Below are 17,872 nucleotides of genomic sequence, written 5' to 3'. Positions count from 1 at the left end.
ATAAAACTTATGGAACTAAACAAAATATTACCTTTAATAATAGCTGATAAAGCACTGCATTCCAAATGGTTAAATACATTATCATTAATGGAAAATACAGGAGCGCGTAAAATATCGGCAAGTGAAGATCCGCTTACGGTTACTTATATCATATTAAAGCACGCAGCCGAAGAGCACCGCCATGCCTTCTATCTAAAAAAGCAAATAGAAAAAACAGGCGGAGAGATGTGCCCAACTTACGCTCCCGAGTTTTTACTGGCGCCGGCATACAGCAAGTTTTATCTTAACCAGCTTGATATACAGGTAAGCAGGTATTTGAAACATGCATTAAAACTTACAGGGAAAGAACTGCGTTTTGCAGCGTATTTACTGGTTACCTATTCCATTGAAGTACGTGCCGATGAACTTTACCCTATTTACCAGGACGCGCTGGAAAATGCTTCAAGCAAGGTCAATGTAAAATCGATAATATTAGAGGAGGAAGGCCACCTGGAAGAAATGATAAGTCAGCTTAAAAAGTTTTCGCCGCAATGGGAAGAGCACGCTAAAATAGCGGTTGACTATGAGAGCCGTCTGTTTGCCGATTGGGTTAACGCACTCTCGGGTGATTTGGCATTGCCTAATTAGGGGCTAATCCGCTGAAAACAAAAAAGCCATTTACTTTTATCAGTAAATGGCTTTTTTGTTAATCTTTTCTAACAATTATTGGGCATTCAAATCGGCCATTGAACCCCTGGTATAATCTTTACCAATGCTAAATGTTCCGGCAGGTGCTTTTGTGTCAGCTATACTTTTAATAGTAATGCTGGTTTCCTGGCCCTGCTGAAATGAAGTGTACTGTACAGGGAAACCACCTATTTTATTGTAATAATAAGGTAAAGCAGTTTCAGGAACTGTAAAGTCATTAGTGATCCATACATCATAAGTTTTGCCGCTTTTCGCTTCTTTAGCTACCACTTTTTTACAGTTGAATCCCGAGATCTGTTTGGTTTCAGTACCTGGAGTAAAAGTAAAGTTTGGCATCTGGCTCATGCCATCTTCAATTTCTGACGGTGTTGCAATACCTGCTTTTTTAATGCTTGCAACAGGTACATCAAGCACAACAGCAAAAAAATCATGCTTGGCATTGCTTAATATTTTCACATTAGCCGGGCCCATTGTTATTAAAGCAGCTGTTGAATCTGCGGTAAAATATTCTTTAACATCAGCAGGCTGTCCGCGCATTTCAGTAGTGAATGATACAACACCTTGTGTGTAATTTTTTTGTGCGCTTGCACTTAAAGTAGTTGCGGTAAGCGCTATGCCCAAGGCAACGTTAAAAAGTTTAATGTTCATGTTTTAGGGTTATTTTTATACAATTTAGATGTTTATTAACTGAGATGCAAATTTTGTTGATCTTTTATTGTTTCAATTAGATACAGTAACCAGTGAAATGTTACGTTTTAATATTTTGTATTTGATTTTTTTATTTTCGGCTTCATTCTTTAACCTGTTTAAGTAAGCATCACTATTGCTGCCATCTATTATAAGCAAATGATAATCAAAGTTATTGTTTACAGTAGTTAATGAAGCATGCGGGTTATTGGTAATGTAAATATAATCTGTTTTTAATTTAGGGGAGAGGTTATCACCCTCCGGCTGGCTGTTTAAAAGAAACATCCGGGCGTTTAAAAACTGAACCAGGCCATTGTTTTTTACCATCCACGGGGTTTTAATGTTTTGATTTAAAGTGAGCAGCCGGGTATTGCTTACCTGGGTACTATCAAGGTATGGCTGTATGGAGTACCGGTAGGTTTTGTCGGTGTCATTCAAATCAGTAAGTACAACAGCTGCATTGCCATTTTTAAAAACTATTGCCTTATGCTTGTTAAGGTTTAACCAGGCAATGTTATTGGTGTTAGCTGCGTTAATCCGCTTTAAACTGATACTAATGCTTAAAAGTAATATGCATACCAGACTAAACTTTATCAGCCATGATTTTTTATCATACAAAAAATAAAATAAGCTGATAATGATGGCATACAGCAACAAATATTCGGCGGTGGTTAGCCAGATCTTTGAAATAGAAGCAAAAGGCAAATGCTCTATCCATGTTAAAAACCTATTCATTACCAGGATCGAGTTTTCGAGCACGAAGGCTGCTGCCTTTGATACAAAAGGTATTTGCGGTAATAACAGATAGATAATGCCCGAGTACATAATTACCATAGTTGGGATTATTATAAAGAGATTGCTCACCAAAAAATAAACCGGGAACTGGTGAAAATAAAATGCGCTTAAAGGAAAGGTGATAACCTGTGCCGCTATGGAAACTGAGCATGCCGCCCATAACTTATCGGCCCATTTGTTTTTAAACTTTAACCAGTTATATACAAGTGGTTGAAATACAATCAATCCGAATACAGCAAGGTAAGAGAGCTGGAAGCCAACATCAACAATATAAAGTGGGTTATAAAGCAATAATCCGAAAGCGGAGATAGCCAAAATATTTAAAGTATTAATATACCGGCTGTAGGTTTTGCCTATAACAACCATACTTATCATTACTGCTGCCCTGCAAACCGCCGGTGAAAACCCACTGAGTAATGAATAATACCAGATGAGCAATATGATGATGATAGCCTTGAGTAATTTACCATACTTAAACCTGTTTAAAAAGCCAAGCGCAAATGCCAGTAGTATATAAATGACTGCCACATGCGCACCTGATACTGAAAGCACATGTACCGTTCCTGTTTTGGAATAGGCCTGTAAAACATCATTGCTTAAATCGGCCTTGTAGCCTAGTATCAGGGTTGATGCTACCGCAATAGCATTGGTATCGCGCATGTTTCGCTTTAGTTTTTCAACAAGGTGCTGCCTGAGCTGTAACGAATAGCCGATTATGGCATTACCCTTACCCGTGGCTAATAATTCGTATTGTTTTGGGAATAAAAAGGCCTGGTGATAAATATTCTGGTTGGCTAAGTATCTTTTATAGTTGAATTCAGCAGGGTTAAAAGGTTGGTTTACAGGGTTGTATTTTGCCGGAATTAGTAGTTCGTCGCCGTAAGAAAGGTCACTTGTATTGTCTTTTAATGATAAAATTAATGTTCCGGAAGATTGGGCTTTTTTACCATTATTTACTGTTTCCTCAACATCAGCAGTAAACCTGAGCCAGCCATTCTTAAGTGAAGGCTCATTATTGATCTTTACAATAAGGTATTGGGCCCGCGCTTTTGAAAAGTGATACTTATTATTAAGCTCGTTGTTTTTAATAACACTGATATAGCCGGATAAAAATAAAATTAGGGTGATAAGGATGCCGCCAGTCCATCTGAATTTATAAAGTTTAAGCCTGGCATAAATGAAATTGAGTGTGATAAATATAAGGCTGATGAAAAAGAAGGAGATTACAAGCCAGTTAATATTTGCTGCAGCCGGTAAATTAATAGCTAAACCAATCCCCAATATAAATGGAAGTAACAGGATAAGGAAAGGTATTTCGCCTTTGTGGTTGGCTATCATATAAACACGAATTTGCACGAATTTAATGAGCACAAATTGCACGAATTTATTCGAATTACACGAATTAAATAAGCGCAAATTACACGAATAAATAAAGGTGAATGACGAATAAGGTCGAATATTTAATGTCTATCAGCCATGATTGGTGAAATTCGTATAAATTCGTGGAATTAGTGTCTTTTCTTTACAACTGATCCCGCACTTCAATCAGGAATTTTTTGAGGCTTTCCAACGAGCTGATCACCCTGTGGCTATCTTTACTATCAGCCATGTTGTTTTTTAAATATTCTTTGGCTCCGCTAAGAGTATAACCTTTATCGCGGATGAGGTGGAATATAATTTTCAGGTTCTCAATATCCTCGGGAGTAAAGTAACGATTGCCTTTTTTGTTCTTTTTGGGTTGAAGAACATCGAACTCCTTTTCGTAAAACCTTATAAGCGATTGGTTTACATCAAACAGGATGGCAACCTCACCCATGGTGTAGTACATCTTATTGATTTCCCGTTCTTTATATGGCATATGCAAATGTAATTGTTTAGATTGAAGTCCGGAAGTCCGAAAGTCGGAAAAGTCCGGAAGTTTGAAAAAAGTCCGGAAGTTCGAGAAGTTTGAAGATAAAAAAGATGATTCTACATTGTAATTATATGGGGCGTGCCTATGGCACTTATTGTCGCTGGTTTTACATGCCACGGGTTAAAACCCGTGGTTACAAAATATATTGAGCCTACGGCTCTTTAGGCTCAGGCTGGGTTATTAATCTTGAGTGTTCAAAACATGTTTTAATGATCAATTATTTTCCTGATTCATGCCTATTTAACACAGGCCTTCGACCTGTGCTGATGGATTTAGCCCTTTCAGGGCTTTTTGTTTCGGGTTTTACCAAAATGTTAAAGGCCTGAAAGGCCGTTATACCTTAGCGCAGGTTGCAGGCCTGCGTGATTGATAACCGTTAATTCAAAGGTATAGCCTCTTTTTAAAATTTGAATTCAGCTTTATTACAATTACTTCAGAGGCATAGCCTATTGTAACAACGGATTTTAATCCGTTGAAAAAAGACATCGGAAATACGGAGAACCGTAGGTTCGGCCCATTTGAACAGGCGTTAACCTATAACATCAGGAAATCTTTAAATCCTTTAATCATGGTTCAGACAATTTCGGACTAATAATTACCTTTGCACTTATGACAGCTACTCAAATTCGTCAGGCTTTTCTTGATTTTTTTGCTAAAAAGGGACACACTATTGTGCCTTCTGCACCTATTGTAATAAAAAACGACCCCACGCTAATGTTTACCAACGCGGGGATGAACCAGTTTAAAGCGATTTTTTTAGGTGAGGAAACACCTAAGTTTAACCGAGCGGTTGATACGCAGCGCTGTTTGCGGGTATCGGGTAAGCATAACGACCTGGAAGAAGTGGGAATAGATACCTATCATCATACCATGTTCGAGATGCTGGGCAACTGGAGCTTTGGCGACTACTTTAAAAAGGAAGCAATTGCCTGGAGCTGGGAGCTGCTTATTGATGTTTATAAGATAGATAAGAGCCGCCTTTACGTTACCTATTTTGAGGGCGATGAGAAGGAAGGCTTAGAGAAAGATACCGAAACTTATAATTTTTGGAAGGAATTTGCTGATGAAGCAAACATCCTCCCCGGAAATAAAAAAGATAACTTTTGGGAGATGGGCGAAACCGGCCCTTGCGGACCAAGCTCGGAGATCCATTACGATAACCGCCCGGACAGTGAACGCGCGTTAATTGATGGTGCAACGCTTGTAAATGGCGATCATGACCAGGTGATTGAGATCTGGAACAATGTATTCATGCAATTTAACCGATTGAAAGATGGCTCGTTACAGCCGTTGCCGGCCAAACACGTTGATACCGGGATGGGTTTTGAGCGTTTGGTGCGGGTAATGCAGGGCAAGAGCTCCAATTACGATACGGATGTATTTCAGCCGATGATCAGCTTTATTGCTGAAAAGAGCGGTAAGAAATATAATAGCGCTGCCAAACCCGGTGAAGAAGGCTGGAATGAAGCCGTTGCGATGCGTGTACTTGCAGATCATATCCGCGCCATTAGTTTTGCTATTGCTGATGGACAGCTGCCATCAAATAATAAGGCCGGCTACGTGATCCGAAGGATTTTGCGCAGGGCTGTGAGATATTCCTATCAATACTTAGATTTTAAAGAACCATTTTTAAATCAATTGGTGCCTTTGTTAGCTGAGCAGTTTAAAGGTGTGTTTGATAATTTGGTTGAGCAGAAGGATTTTGTGCAGAAGGTGGTTTTAGAGGAGGAGAATTCATTTTTGAGGACTTTAGGAAATGGTATAACAAGGTTTAATGAGCAAATAAAATTACTCACCCACTTAGAAATAGGTCAAAAGGCAACTGATTTTTATGAAGGATTCAAAGCCAAAACGATACAGGGAGACTTTGCTTTTGAATTGTCAGATACGTATGGGTTTCCTATAGATTTGACCGAATTGATGGCAAGGGAATTGGGTTTTACTGTGAATATGGAAGGTTTTGAAAAGGCTCTTCAAGCTCAAAAGGACCGTTCCCGCGCAGCAACAGCCATTGATACCGGCGATTGGGTGGTGTTAAAAGATGATGATACTGTTGAATTTACCGGTTATGATGAAACTGAAAGCATTGCCCATATTGTAAAATACCGCAAGGTAAAAGCAAAAGGAACAGAGCAATACCAGATAGTTTTAGATAAAACCCCGTTCTACGCTGAAAGCGGTGGCCAGGTAGGCGATAAAGGTGAGCTGGTTTTCCCGGATGGGGAGATCATTTATGTTACGGATACCAAAAAAGAGAACGGCCTGATCATTCATTATGTGGATAAGCTGCCGGAAGATATTGACGATGCTTTAACCGCCATTGTTGACCCTGCTTTACGGAACCGCACCAACAGCAACCACAGTGCAACACACTTGCTGCATGCTGCTATGAAACAGGTATTGGGTACGCATGTTAATCAAAAAGGTTCATTGGTAAATTCAGATTACCTGCGTTTTGACTTTTCGCACTTTGCAAAGGTGACGGATGATGAGTTGGCACAGATAGAAGCCATAGTTAATCAGAAGGTACGCGAAAATATCCCGCTTAAAGAGGAGCGGAGTGTAGTTTACGCAGAAGCCATCACCAGCGGTGTAACAGCTCTGTTTGGCGAAAAGTATGGTGAATATGTGCGTGTAATTACCTTTGATGATGAATTTAGCAAGGAGCTTTGCGGTGGTACACACGTTAAAGCTACCGGGCAGATAGGTTTCTTTAAAATTATCAGTGAAAGCGCTGTTGCCGCAGGGGTAAGGCGCATCGAGGCCATTACAGGTATTGCTGCTGACGATTATATTATTGCACAAGATAAGCTGGTGCAGCAATTAAAAGAGCTGCTGAAAAATCCGAAAGATCTTTCAAAAAGCATTGAAAGCCTGCTGGAGGAAAACTCGAAGCTTAAAAAGGAAATTGAAAAATCAGTTCTTGAAAAATCAGCAGGTTTAAAGAATGAACTGGCTGAAAAGGTCGAGCAGGTAAACGGCATTAATTTTATCGCCCAAAAAGTACAACTACCCAACGCAGATGCCATAAAGAATTTAGCTTACCAGCTAAAGGATATTGTTTCAGACCTGTTCCTGGTATTGGCTGCTGATATTGACGGCAAGCCGTCGTTAACTGTAATGATAGCTGAGAACCTTGTGAAAGAAAAAGGTTTAAATGCAGGCAACATCATACGTGAACTGGCTAAAGAGATAAAAGGTGGTGGTGGTGGTCAGCCGTTTTTTGCTACAGCTGGTGGAAGTGATATTAGCGGTTTGGATAAAGCATTGGAAAAGGCGAAGAGCTTTGTAGCGTAATCTTCTTTAATCACTAAACATAATCCGTCATGCCGAACTTGTTTCGGCACCCCATAGGACATTCCCGTATGCATGGCGTACACTTAGCATGTGGGGTGCTGAAACAAGTTCAGCATGACGGAGCTTTAATAATAAGGTTAGTTCGCTATGAATAAAATATATCGCATTAATAAGTAATAACTTTATATTTGGGCAGTAATAAAGGATAAACCATCGCCGCATTTTATTTATATGACAAGTCTTACAGCCGGGATAGGTGACAAATATGAGTTAGTTGTCGGGTTAGAAGTTCACGCACAATTATCTACTTTAAGTAAAGTGTTCTCTTCAGATTCAGCCGCTTTTGGCGCCGGACCTAATGAACACATCAGCGCAATATCTTTGGGTCACCCGGGCACTTTGCCCAAGCTCAATAAAAGAGCGGTCGAATATGCTGTAAAAATGGGCCTTGCCTGCAATTGCACCATAAACCTGCGCAATACCTTCGCCCGTAAAAATTATTTTTATGCCGATCTGCCAAAGGGTTACCAAATAACCCAGGATCATCAGCCTATCTGTTTAGGCGGATCTGTACTGGTTAGATTAGCCGATCATACTAAAAATATCGCTATCCACCATATTCACCTGGAAGAAGATGCCGGCAAAAGCATGCACGACCAGCACCATGCCGATTCGCTGATAGATCTGAACAGGGCAGGGGTACCTTTAATTGAAATTGTTACCGAGCCTGATATGCGCAGCAGCGAGGAAGCCGTACAGTTTTTAACAGAGATCCGTAAGCTGGTTCGCTACCTTGATGTTTGCGATGGCAATATGGAAGAAGGCAGCCTGCGCTGCGATGCCAATATCTCGGTGAGGCTTAAGGGGCAAACTACTTATGGCAATCGTTGCGAAGTGAAAAATCTCAACTCCATCCGTAATGTACACCGGGCCATTGAACACGAGTTTGAACGCCAGGTTAATATTATTGAAAATGGCGGGCATATCGACCAAAATACATTGAATTTTAATGCAGACACCGGCGAAACCTCTGTTTTACGGTCGAAGGAGATGGCTAATGATTATCGCTATTTCCCGGAGCCTGATCTTACCCCGTTAGCATTAAACCAGGAATATATAAACAGGGTACTCAGTACAATGCCCGTGCTGCCAAATGCCCTGTATGATAAATATACAACAGCGCTAGGTTTATCTGATTATGATGCCGGCGTTATAACTGCCGATAAGGATTTCGCATTATACTTCGAGGAGCTTATTGCCGCCACAGACAATTATAAGGCAGCTGCAAACTGGCTGATGGGGCCTATCAAATCACATTTGAATGATAGCGGCACACCCATCAGTGATTTTAAGTTAAAACCAGGAACCCTGGCCGGTTTAATAAAACTGGTTGATTCGGGTAAAGTAAATAATACAGTTGCTTCGCATAAGTTGTTTCCTGAGCTGATTAAAAACAGCCATAAAACTGCAGCAGAGCTGGCAGCAGAATTAAACCTGCTTATAAGTGCTGATACTAATGATGTGAGCCGTTTTATACAGGATGCTATTGCAAAATATCCTGATAAGGTTGTTGAATACCAAAAGGGTAAAAAGGGCGTTTTAGGCCTGTTTATGGGCGAGATAATGAAGAGTTCGAAAGGCAAAATAGATCCCCAAAAAACAAATCAGTTGTTAATAAAAGAATTGGAGGCTAGGTGATCAGAGGCCGGAGGTTAGAGATTAGTTTTTAAAGTCCGAAAGTCAGTAAAGTCCGAAAGAAATATTTTAAAGAAGAGAAATAGGTTTAAGAATCATGGTATAGTTAACTAACCTCTGATCTCTGGCCTCTAATCTCTAAAACCAAATTTCAAAAGAATGAAAAAGCATTTAATCCTCATCCTCGTTATTTTATCATCGTTTGCCATATACTCATGCAAAGACAGCAGTGTGTTTAGCATTTCGGGTAATGTAGAAAATCCGGGAAGCCTTAAAAAGATCTTCCTTTTAGAGGCCGACAGCGCCAATATTGCCGTGGTTGATTCAACCAATTTAAGCGACCAGGGGAAATTTGAATTTAAACATAAGGCTCCTTATGCTAACCTGTATAAACTAAGGGTGGGCGGGAGTATTTTTGATGTGATCGCAAAAAACGGTGATGCCATTGATTTCAGCACTAACCTTACTGATAACTCACATGCTTATAAGATCTCAGGTTCGGATGAATCAGAAAAGATCAAGGAATTTAATAAGATCAGTAATTTTTATGGTGATAAGAGCGCTAAAATAACCCAGGAATACCAGGATAAAGCACAGGCAATTGGCAAAGAATCAGATTCACTGATAAAAATTTATCTGCCAATCTTTCAGCAAAATATTAAGGCGTATAGCGTAGACATTCTGAAGTTTATAAATGCAAACAAAAACTCGCTTGCCGGTTTTTACGCGGCAACATCTCTTGACCAGGGCAAGTTTGAGCCCCAGCTTATTGATTACTCAGAAGCTATAAAGGATAATTTTAAAGATAATCCCGGCGTGCAGAAATTTATCAAGCAAATGGCGGATCTGAAACCTGTTTCAGTTGGGCACAAAGCGCCTGATTTTACTATTGCCGGCATTGACGGCAAACCCATAAAGCTGGCCGACTATAAAGGCAAATATGTTATGCTTGATTTTTGGGCATCATGGTGCGCGCCATGCCGCCAGGAAAATCCAAACGTGGTTAAACAATACGCTATTTACAAGCCGCTTGGCCTTAATATTTTAGGAATCTCGCTTGATCAGGATAAAACCAAATGGGAGCAAGCGGTTGGTGCGGATAAATTAACCTGGAGCCATGGCTCGGACCTGAAGAATTTTGAAGGGCCAACAGAAAGGCTATATCATATAGAAGCTATCCCTTCAAATTTTATAATTGATCCGCAGGGAATTATAGTTGCAAAGAACGTAACTGGGGCCGATCTTGAAGAATTTTTAAATAAGACATTTAGTAAATCTCAACAAATCGTTAAAATAAAGTAACATTTAACAATTTGTTAATGTATATTTAACCGTAATCTTCATTTGCGCACCTACTTTTACGCAAAAATTAACCTGCATGAGTAGTTCTAACAAACAAAAAATTCTAATAGTTGACGATGAGCCTGATATTTTAGAGCTTATTGAATATAATTTGAAAAAAGAGGGCTACCAGGTTTTCCTGGCTCGCAACGGGCAAGAAGCCGTTGCCGAAGCGAAAAGATCATTGCCAGACCTTATTGTGCTGGATATAATGATGCCCAAAATGGACGGTATAGAAGCGTGCCGCATTATGCGCACCATGCCTGAGTTTAAAAACACCTTTATGGTTTTTTTAACCGCCCGAAGTGAAGAGTATTCGGAAATTGCCGGTTTTAATGTTGGTGCTGACGATTATATAGCCAAACCTATAAAGCCACGCGCATTGGTTAGCCGCATAAACGCCATATTACGCCGCAACGCACCTGCCGAAGACATGACCGATAACAAGCTTGAAATTGGCGACCTGGTGATTGACCGCGAAGCTTACCTTGTTTTTCAAAGAGGGAATAAAGTGGTTTTAGCTAAAAAAGAATTTGAGCTGCTTTATCTGCTGGCCTCAAAACCGGGGAAGGTTTATACCAGGGAGGTGATCCTTAAAAACATCTGGGAAGATTCTGTAGTGGTTACCAACCGTACCATTGATGTGCATATCCGCAAGCTTCGCGAAAAACTGGGCGATGATTGCGTTGCCACTGTAAAAGGAGTAGGGTATAAATTTGAAGCAAGATAATTACTTATCTATAGTGATATAAAAACAAAGCGAGTCGGGTATTTACCCGGCTCGCTTTGTTTTTGATAAGTTTAATTAAAATAAAATGTTTATTTTTAGCATGTTATAAGCTGGGACTTCTTTGGCCCATTTGGAAGCTCCTAATTAAGAATTTAATTCTCCTCAAAATAAAATCTAATGAAAAAGGCTATACTTTACGTCGCTGCGGCGGCAATGTTCCTTTTTTCCTGTAAAAAAGACCACTCGGGATCAACTGATAAGCCTGCGCAAAAACTTTACCAGGTAAATCTTAATTTATCAGGTTTTACCGAAACCATCAGCAATTCAATAAAGAGTAAGCCGCAGGTAAATGGCCTAAGAACAGACGCTGTTACAAACTATTTAAAAGTATTATATTATTTTGTATTTGATCCCAATGGCCAGGTGCTGCACTCCCTGGTACAGGATTCAACAAATGCTAATTTTGGTAATATTTCTGATAATCTGCCTTCAGGAACTTATACTGTAGTAATAGCTGCCGGGCTAACTGGTTTAGGTGTATACGCTCCCTCGGCTAACGGTAATTCTATAACCCTTAATAATGGTTATATGTATTATCTCGGCCCATGGAAAGATGTGTTTTTTAATAAATTTCAATTAACTGTTTCAGGAGCAAATGTTAACCAAAGTGTAACAGGAACCAGGATTGCAGGGCAACTGGAAGTGAATATTGAAGATGCCATACCTGCAACTGCCAGTAAATTGGTAATTTCTATAGCAGATCAAGGAACTGAATATTCATTTTTAACTGAGAAGCTCCTTTATGCTGATACACTGGTAGTTTCCGCAAAAATTCCCAATACTGTAATAGGTACAACCAATTATAAAATAAATAATATCATTTTAAATACATATGCACCTTTTACCGTGAAAATTATTTGTTATGATGCTGCATCAAAAGCACTTGGTACAGCTATTGTTGCAAATGTAACTTGTGAAAAAAACACGAAAACTATATTGTCAGGTAAACTTTTTGGAAGTATTGATACTTTTAATGTAACCCTAAATTCTACCTGGGATCCAACACCAATAATTATTCCTTTTTCCAGTAGCTACGGTTCTCAAAAATAAATTAAAAGGAGTGCCGGGGTTTAGAAATTATAAAAATTACAAAGTTAAACTTAAGAAAATGAAAAAGTTTTTATTTGGATTAATACTGGTTTGCATTATGCTGGTATCCTGTAAAAAAGATCATTCAAAAGATCACGGCACAAGTACTACCACGCATAAGGTTGCATTTAATGTGGGGTTTTCAAAATCAACAGGAGCTTTTGAAACCAGTAATTTGAAAACCAATGGCTTAAAAGAAAACGCGGCAGATACAGCTTTAACTAATCATGCTGATGTTTTATACTTTGCAGTATATGATTCAAATGGGGGTAATATCACAACTGTAAAACAACTATCTACCGATCCTGGGTTTGGTAGTTATACTGATAACCTGGCGTCCGGTACCTATTTTCTTGTTGTTGCTGCAGGTGGGAACAATTTAATAGTTTCCGGAGATAAAGCCAAATATGTTGACGTCCCCAGAAAATTAAGTACAGATGTGTTAGCATACGGGTTTGATGAGGATATCAATAATGGGTATTTGAGCTGGCATCCGTTTACGGACGATACTTTTTACAAGAAAATAACATTAAACGTAACAAATACTGATATAAACCAAAGTATCAGCCTGGATAGAATAACATCTAAATTAGTAGTTAATATAGAAGATGCTTTGCCGGCTAATGCTAAAACCATGTATGTCCTTACGAATCCGTCTGATAAATTTTATATAGGATCGGGCACCGGCTCGATATCTGAAGGAAATAATGAAATTATAAGTCCTGTATCAGCAGCGCAGATAGGGACTACGAATTTTAAACTGGCACAATTATTTTTAACATCCGCACCATTTTCTGTAAACGTTTATTGTTCATCACTACCACCACCTCCTCCATATACCAATATTCCAAATATTATTGCCAATAAAAACATATCCAATGTAACGGGGCAGCCAAATAAGGTAACTTTATTGTCAGGAAGTTTATTTGGAGGCACCACAACACACAGTACCGGCGGTTTTACTGTTTCGGTTGATACAACATGGAACGCTATACCCATTACAAAGTCATTTTGATATTAAAAGTTATTAATATAACGTGAGTTCGATATAAAGGTTGGTAGTATGGTGCTTGATTATAGCACTTACATCAATCTAATTCTTAGTAAATGACTAAATATCTGATAATAAGCATGTTTTATAACGTTCCAGGTGTTCCGCTTGTAAAAATGGAACGCTTTGCCATCGTGGATACACAAACTTGCGCTTCGCCTCAACGCGGTTGGAGAAAGGGTTGGGGCGAGGTGACCGTTTGCTTATGTCGATAATATAACAAAACAAAGTGAGCTGGGTATTTACCCGGCTCACTTTGTTTTTGATAAGCTCATAAAGCTTAATGTGCAACTGCCTTCTTTTTAGCTACTGCAGTTTTTGCCGCTACCGTTTTTTTTGCGCCGGCTGTATCGGCTTTAGCTTTTGCCGTTACCGCTTTAACTTTACTATCGGCTTTGGCTTTTACGCTTTTAGCTGCTGTTTTTGCTTTGGCGCTTACATCTTCCGCTTTGACGGCAACAGTACGTTTTGCTGCGGTTACTTTTTTAGTTGCTGTGGCCTTTTTAGCGGTTACCGCTTTCTTAACCTCATCAAATTTATCTTCGGCTTTATCTTTTATGTCTTCGGCTGTATCTTTGGTTCCCTCCCAAAATTCTTCAATAGTTTCTTTAACCTTCTCGAAAAATCCCTTTTCTTCAGGTTTGGTTGATTTTGTGCTCATTTCGTTTTTTATATTTAGATGTATGTTTTCATCAATAAACAAATACTATTCCAAGCTTTATTTAAGTGAAAATGATTGACTGCTATTTGATTTTTTAACTATTTGTATATTATTGAGGTCACAATAGGGTTCAGAAGGGCATAAATAACCACCAACGTGTTTTGTATGCGTATTATTAACCGTATTTTTGCAGGCTATATTTAAAAGATGAAGTTTCCGAAGTTTGCCGACCTGATATTATTTGAGGATGATGATATAATTGTAGTTAACAAGCCGCCGTTTATCAGCTCGCTTGATGAGCGTGAGGGCGGAGAGATAAATATGCTGCGATTAGCCAAAGGCTATTCTGATGATGCACAAGTGTGTCACCGGTTAGATAAGGAGACCTCAGGCGCCTTAATTATAGCCAAAACACCCGAGGCATACCGCACAGTCTCTATGCAGTTTGAAAAACGCCAGGTAAAAAAGGTTTACCATGCCATTATTGACGGTACCCATGTGTTTGAAAAACTGCTGATTGATCTGCCTATTTTAAATGTTGGCAAAGGTAACGTTACCATAAGCCGGCAGGAAGGCAAAAGAGCCGAAACCTGGTTCCAGTCGCTAAAATACTTTAAACATTATACCTTGGTGGAGTGCCGCCCGGTTACCGGCCGCATGCACCAGATCCGCATCCACCTGGCTACACAAAGAGCATCAATTGCCGGGGATGAAATGTACAAAGGCCTGCCTGTTTTCCTCTCCAAAATAAAACGTAAATACCATTTAGGTAAAGACCAGGAAGAACAGCCCATAATGAAGCGCTTTGCACTGCACGCTTATGAGGTGAGTTTTAAATTGGTGAATGGAAAGGATATAACTATTCATGCCCCATATCCGAAAGATTTCGAAACGCTGCTTAAACAGTTGGAGAAGTTTGATTTGTAATAAGTCAAAATTGAATTGCCGACCATTTCAATCTTCCCGTATTTAAGCTTTTATGACCAAAAGCCCTGTGATTTAATTTGGTTATGATTATATCCCTGCTGTTTTAATATTTTGTGTAGCTGAGAAACCATTGTGCTATTCCCGGTAAGATAAAATATGGTATTTTCCAAATTGTACGATTGTTGTAAAAGCCATTCGGTTAACGAGTGGTGGCCATAAACATCGGTTCGTAAAACGGGTTTCAGGGGTGTTCTGAAATACTCTGTAAACAAATTCCGGCTATGTTCGTCGCCCATTAACAAAGCTCCTGAAAAACGGGCGGCTGGTAAGGCTAATTGTTGCATTGCCAGCAGGTGGCCTATACTGCTTTCATCGCCCAAACAAATTACTGCCGATGTGTTTACAGGCGTTTGCCGGGTTGATTTGATCCCGATATAACCAACTTCATAGCCTTGAGCAAGCTGATTTGCCCATGTGCTTCCAGGCCCTTTGTGGTTAGTATCGATATATAAAGTGCAGGTTTGGGTTTCAGCATCCCAGCCCGATGGCGTATAATCGCGGAAGGTAAAATCAGCTACTTTGCATTTTATATAATTTACCTCGTTCCAGTCGTCCATAGTTGTAAAAGGTAAATGCAGGTCGATCTCTACCAGGGTGGATAGCGGCCATTTTCTAACCTCAAGTACTGTGGCTGTTTTTAAAATCCGGTTCCCGATTATACCTGATGCTTTTTTCTTTAGTCTTTCTAAAATTAATGTATTCATAGTAATAAAGTTTTATTAATACAAAGTAACCTTAAAACTGAACCCTGTAAAATAGATAGAGTAGGGTATCTATTGGATTATTTATGGTAACTGTCGCGAAATTCAGAAGGGGTTTTATTTACCGTGTTTTTAAAAAGCCTCGAAAAATAAGTATGGTCATCATAACCAAGTTGATGGGCAATTTCTTTTACAGTTAGCTGGGTATAGTATAAAAGCCGTTTAGCTTCCAGCATTACCTCGTGGGTTATCCAGTAGGATACAGGCATGCCTGTTATTTTATTTAACGATTCATTAAGGTAAGCACCGGAAATGTTTAGCATTTGTGCATAAGCGGTTGGGCTTTTTTCTGTAATAAAATTTTCAGCCAACAAGCGCTTAAAATCCTGCGCTATTTGTTTTGGACGAGACGCTGCTTTTTCTGCTGTGCACAATTTGCTGTATGATGCAGCCACTGTTGCTAAGAACGAATTTAGCAGGGCATAAACGTTTTGCAGGTAAAATGGCTCACCTGAGTTACTTTTATAGGTATCATTCAGTAAAAGTAATAGTTGGTGACATTGCCGGTACCGTTCATCAGTTAATTGGTAAGGCTGTTGCATCAATAGGTGATCTTCAAAGATCTCCCTGAATTCTTTGGCGATCAGCCCGGTATCTACTGCTATAAACCAACCTTTGGCATCCTTGCCGTTTATCCGGTGGTGAACCTGCCCGGGCAATAAATAATAAACAGATTGGTTAGGCAATAAAATATCGCAGAAATCGACATTTATTTCAGCGCTGCCCGTTTCAATCATAAAAAACAGGTAGTGATCGTCCCTGTGTATGCCCAATTTGTCCCCGGCTCGGCGCATTTCTTCGTCGCTGGTATAATGGATCTCGAACCCGCTTTCATTACGGTCGCTGATCTTGTGCACAGGGATTGTTTTCATAGTAAGGTGTACTTACTAATATATGACGATTCACCCCCCGAAAAATTTTAAAGAAATAAGAAAAGGCGCAATATTTGCGCCTTTATATTTTTTGAAGAAGAAGACGCAAAGTATTGCGTCTCTACATTTTTTCCTGATCTCGACATTGCGTAACCAGGCATTTTCAATACATGGTTACTGTTTTGCTCCCCGCCAAAAAACTCGAAGTAAAATCAACCATTATTTAGGCAGTCTCTGTTTATTCGTTCGTACCGCTGCTTAGTATATGATCTTTTTTACCTGGTATTGTTTAATAAGATCATCAGCCTTTTGTTTATTTTTCTGCAAAAGTAATTTAAAATAAGGTGCGATGATGTTATTGGTTTTGGTACCCGGATACTTGTTTTGGACATAGGTATAAGCCGTTTTGTAGTCGTCGCTTATGGTTTTATTTTCATAATCCATAACAGGGGTATTGTCCATGCCTTCCAATAGGGTGCCTAAGTATCCTTTCCAATAGTTTGTTGCTAAGGTAGCCGTTATTGCATCCGGATATTTAGCGGCAAATTGTTCCCACCAAACTGTTCGCGAGGCAAGTTGGACAATGCTGATGGTTAACCCTGCATCTTCCTGGAAACCTTCCTTATCGTCCTTATTAAGCCTGGCGATATATTCTTTCATTACCGGCGAAACAATGGGGCTAAACCATTTCTCCAGAAAATCAAGATCCTGCCCGATATAAGTATCGCCTTCAGTCATAAGAACCTTGAAGCCATTGGTTTTCAATCGCTTTGCATATAAACTTAATTGAGCCGATAAATGTTGATGCGCGACATTGTCCATCAATAATGAATCGTAATGAAGTGTAGTGTCTTTGGCGTGCAGGTCATCGATTGCACTGTTTAATTTTCCATAATATTTATCGAAAATAAAAAATGCCGAATCGCAGGTGTTCTTATCCTGATCTTTAAACAACTCGGTATATTTTTTAGCAGCAGTTGTTGTTTCTTCCATTTGCAGTGTATCTAAGCCTTCCAAATATTTGCTATAGATATCAAGTAATTGAACATTATAAACCGATTTTGCTTTTGCCGGCGTGGCTAACGAGTCTTTTTTTGCAGATGCAGTAGTTGATGTTTTTGCCGGGCCTTTGCAGGCAGCCAACATCAAACATGCTATTATAGTTAATTGAAAGGTTTTTGGCATAATGTTGTTAAATGAAATAAAGGTATCATAAAATAAAAAAGGCGCAAATTCTGCGCCCTTAT

The 17,872-nt window shown here is 39.4% G+C and carries 15 protein-coding genes; 8 read left to right on the top strand and 7 right to left on the bottom strand.

Going from position 1 to position 17,872, the window contains the following annotated elements; translation table 11 throughout:
• Nucleotides 1-9 precede the first annotated feature (9 nt).
• On the top strand, nt 10-627 hold the full coding sequence (locus BUE31_RS05285; RefSeq protein ID WP_073400899.1) for a hypothetical protein: 618 nt from the start codon (nt 10-12) through the stop codon (nt 625-627).
• A gap of 75 nt (nt 628-702) precedes the next feature.
• Here BUE31_RS05285 and BUE31_RS05280 read toward each other — a convergent pair whose 3' ends face one another.
• The 3 genes from BUE31_RS05280 to BUE31_RS05270 form a co-directional block, all read right to left on the bottom strand.
• Nucleotides 703-1,335 (bottom strand): hypothetical protein, encoded by a 633-nt coding sequence (locus BUE31_RS05280; RefSeq protein ID WP_073400898.1) that lies wholly within the window; start codon nt 1,333-1,335, stop codon nt 703-705.
• Nucleotides 1,336-1,407: 72 nt separating this feature from the next.
• The gene (locus BUE31_RS05275; protein ID WP_073400897.1) at nt 1,408-3,507 is read right to left on the bottom strand and encodes a ComEC/Rec2 family competence protein; all 2,100 of its coding nucleotides are present in this window, start codon (nt 3,505-3,507) and stop codon (nt 1,408-1,410) included.
• Between the two features lie 184 nt (nt 3,508-3,691).
• The gene (locus tag BUE31_RS05270) at nt 3,692-4,027 is read right to left on the bottom strand and encodes a MerR family transcriptional regulator (protein WP_073400896.1); all 336 of its coding nucleotides are present in this window, start codon (nt 4,025-4,027) and stop codon (nt 3,692-3,694) included.
• 663 nt (nt 4,028-4,690) lie between these two features.
• Between BUE31_RS05270 and alaS the strand changes: the two genes are divergently transcribed.
• From alaS to BUE31_RS05240, 6 genes are all read left to right on the top strand, one after another.
• Nucleotides 4,691-7,378 carry an alanine--tRNA ligase gene (alaS, locus tag BUE31_RS05265; RefSeq protein WP_073400895.1) on the top strand — a complete coding sequence of 896 codons (2,688 nt, stop codon included), beginning with the start codon at nt 4,691-4,693 and terminating at the stop codon, nt 7,376-7,378.
• Between the two features lie 231 nt (nt 7,379-7,609).
• On the top strand, nt 7,610-9,076 hold the full coding sequence (gene gatB / locus BUE31_RS05260; RefSeq protein WP_073400894.1) for an Asp-tRNA(Asn)/Glu-tRNA(Gln) amidotransferase subunit GatB: 1,467 nt from the start codon (nt 7,610-7,612) through the stop codon (nt 9,074-9,076).
• Nucleotides 9,077-9,232: 156 nt separating this feature from the next.
• Nucleotides 9,233-10,375, top strand: a complete 1,143-nt coding sequence (locus BUE31_RS05255; protein ID WP_073400893.1) for a TlpA disulfide reductase family protein — start codon at nt 9,233-9,235, stop codon at nt 10,373-10,375.
• Nucleotides 10,376-10,451: 76 nt separating this feature from the next.
• Entirely contained in the window at nt 10,452-11,144 is a 693-nt protein-coding gene (locus BUE31_RS05250; RefSeq protein ID WP_073400892.1) for a response regulator transcription factor, read from the top strand.
• 177 nt (nt 11,145-11,321) lie between these two features.
• Nucleotides 11,322-12,254: a FimB/Mfa2 family fimbrial subunit gene (locus tag BUE31_RS05245; RefSeq protein ID WP_073400891.1), complete on the top strand. Its 933-nt coding sequence runs from the start codon at nt 11,322-11,324 to the stop codon at nt 12,252-12,254.
• Between the two features lie 58 nt (nt 12,255-12,312).
• A complete protein-coding gene (locus tag BUE31_RS05240; protein WP_073400890.1) occupies nt 12,313-13,308 on the top strand; it encodes a hypothetical protein in 996 nt (331 codons plus the stop codon).
• A gap of 316 nt (nt 13,309-13,624) precedes the next feature.
• Here BUE31_RS05240 and BUE31_RS05235 read toward each other — a convergent pair whose 3' ends face one another.
• Nucleotides 13,625-14,005, bottom strand: coding sequence for a hypothetical protein (locus tag BUE31_RS05235; RefSeq protein ID WP_073400889.1), 381 nt, complete (start codon nt 14,003-14,005; stop codon nt 13,625-13,627).
• Between the two features lie 207 nt (nt 14,006-14,212).
• Between BUE31_RS05235 and BUE31_RS05230 the strand changes: the two genes are divergently transcribed.
• Complete coding sequence (locus BUE31_RS05230; RefSeq protein WP_073400888.1) at nt 14,213-14,932, top strand: RluA family pseudouridine synthase; 720 nt, start codon at nt 14,213-14,215, stop codon at nt 14,930-14,932.
• A gap of 50 nt (nt 14,933-14,982) precedes the next feature.
• Here the strand turns inward: BUE31_RS05230 and BUE31_RS05225 are convergent, their stop codons facing one another.
• From BUE31_RS05225 to BUE31_RS05215, 3 genes are all read right to left on the bottom strand, one after another.
• Nucleotides 14,983-15,696, bottom strand: coding sequence for an SIP domain-containing protein (locus tag BUE31_RS05225; protein ID WP_073400887.1), 714 nt, complete (start codon nt 15,694-15,696; stop codon nt 14,983-14,985).
• Nucleotides 15,697-15,773: 77 nt separating this feature from the next.
• Entirely contained in the window at nt 15,774-16,625 is an 852-nt protein-coding gene (locus BUE31_RS05220; protein ID WP_073400886.1) for a helix-turn-helix domain-containing protein, read from the bottom strand.
• Between the two features lie 258 nt (nt 16,626-16,883).
• Complete coding sequence (locus BUE31_RS05215) at nt 16,884-17,810, bottom strand: hypothetical protein (RefSeq protein WP_073400885.1); 927 nt, start codon at nt 17,808-17,810, stop codon at nt 16,884-16,886.
• Nucleotides 17,811-17,872: the final 62 nt, after the last annotated feature.

Source organism: Mucilaginibacter sp. OK098 (genome assembly GCF_900142915.1).
Classification (GTDB): domain Bacteria; phylum Bacteroidota; class Bacteroidia; order Sphingobacteriales; family Sphingobacteriaceae; genus Mucilaginibacter.
Note: the sequence above shows the minus strand (reverse complement) of the source record. Positions and strands in the feature narration are given on the sequence as shown.

Excerpts from the sequence above, each read along its gene's own strand:
- BUE31_RS05285 (WP_073400899.1), top strand. The coding sequence starts at position 10 with ATGGAACTAAACAAAATATTACCTTTAATAATAGCTGATAAAGCACTG.
- BUE31_RS05280 (WP_073400898.1), bottom strand. The coding sequence starts at position 1,335 with ATGAACATTAAACTTTTTAACGTTGCCTTGGGCATAGCGCTTACCGCA.
- BUE31_RS05275 (WP_073400897.1), bottom strand. The coding sequence starts at position 3,507 with ATGATAGCCAACCACAAAGGCGAAATACCTTTCCTTATCCTGTTACTT.
- BUE31_RS05270 (WP_073400896.1), bottom strand. The coding sequence starts at position 4,027 with ATGCCATATAAAGAACGGGAAATCAATAAGATGTACTACACCATGGGT.
- alaS (WP_073400895.1), top strand. The coding sequence starts at position 4,691 with ATGACAGCTACTCAAATTCGTCAGGCTTTTCTTGATTTTTTTGCTAAA.
- gatB (WP_073400894.1), top strand. The coding sequence starts at position 7,610 with ATGACAAGTCTTACAGCCGGGATAGGTGACAAATATGAGTTAGTTGTC.
- BUE31_RS05255 (WP_073400893.1), top strand. The coding sequence starts at position 9,233 with ATGAAAAAGCATTTAATCCTCATCCTCGTTATTTTATCATCGTTTGCC.
- BUE31_RS05250 (WP_073400892.1), top strand. The coding sequence starts at position 10,452 with ATGAGTAGTTCTAACAAACAAAAAATTCTAATAGTTGACGATGAGCCT.
- BUE31_RS05245 (WP_073400891.1), top strand. The coding sequence starts at position 11,322 with ATGAAAAAGGCTATACTTTACGTCGCTGCGGCGGCAATGTTCCTTTTT.
- BUE31_RS05240 (WP_073400890.1), top strand. The coding sequence starts at position 12,313 with ATGAAAAAGTTTTTATTTGGATTAATACTGGTTTGCATTATGCTGGTA.
- BUE31_RS05235 (WP_073400889.1), bottom strand. The coding sequence starts at position 14,005 with ATGAGCACAAAATCAACCAAACCTGAAGAAAAGGGATTTTTCGAGAAG.
- BUE31_RS05230 (WP_073400888.1), top strand. The coding sequence starts at position 14,213 with ATGAAGTTTCCGAAGTTTGCCGACCTGATATTATTTGAGGATGATGAT.
- BUE31_RS05225 (WP_073400887.1), bottom strand. The coding sequence starts at position 15,696 with ATGAATACATTAATTTTAGAAAGACTAAAGAAAAAAGCATCAGGTATA.
- BUE31_RS05220 (WP_073400886.1), bottom strand. The coding sequence starts at position 16,625 with ATGAAAACAATCCCTGTGCACAAGATCAGCGACCGTAATGAAAGCGGG.
- BUE31_RS05215 (WP_073400885.1), bottom strand. The coding sequence starts at position 17,810 with ATGCCAAAAACCTTTCAATTAACTATAATAGCATGTTTGATGTTGGCT.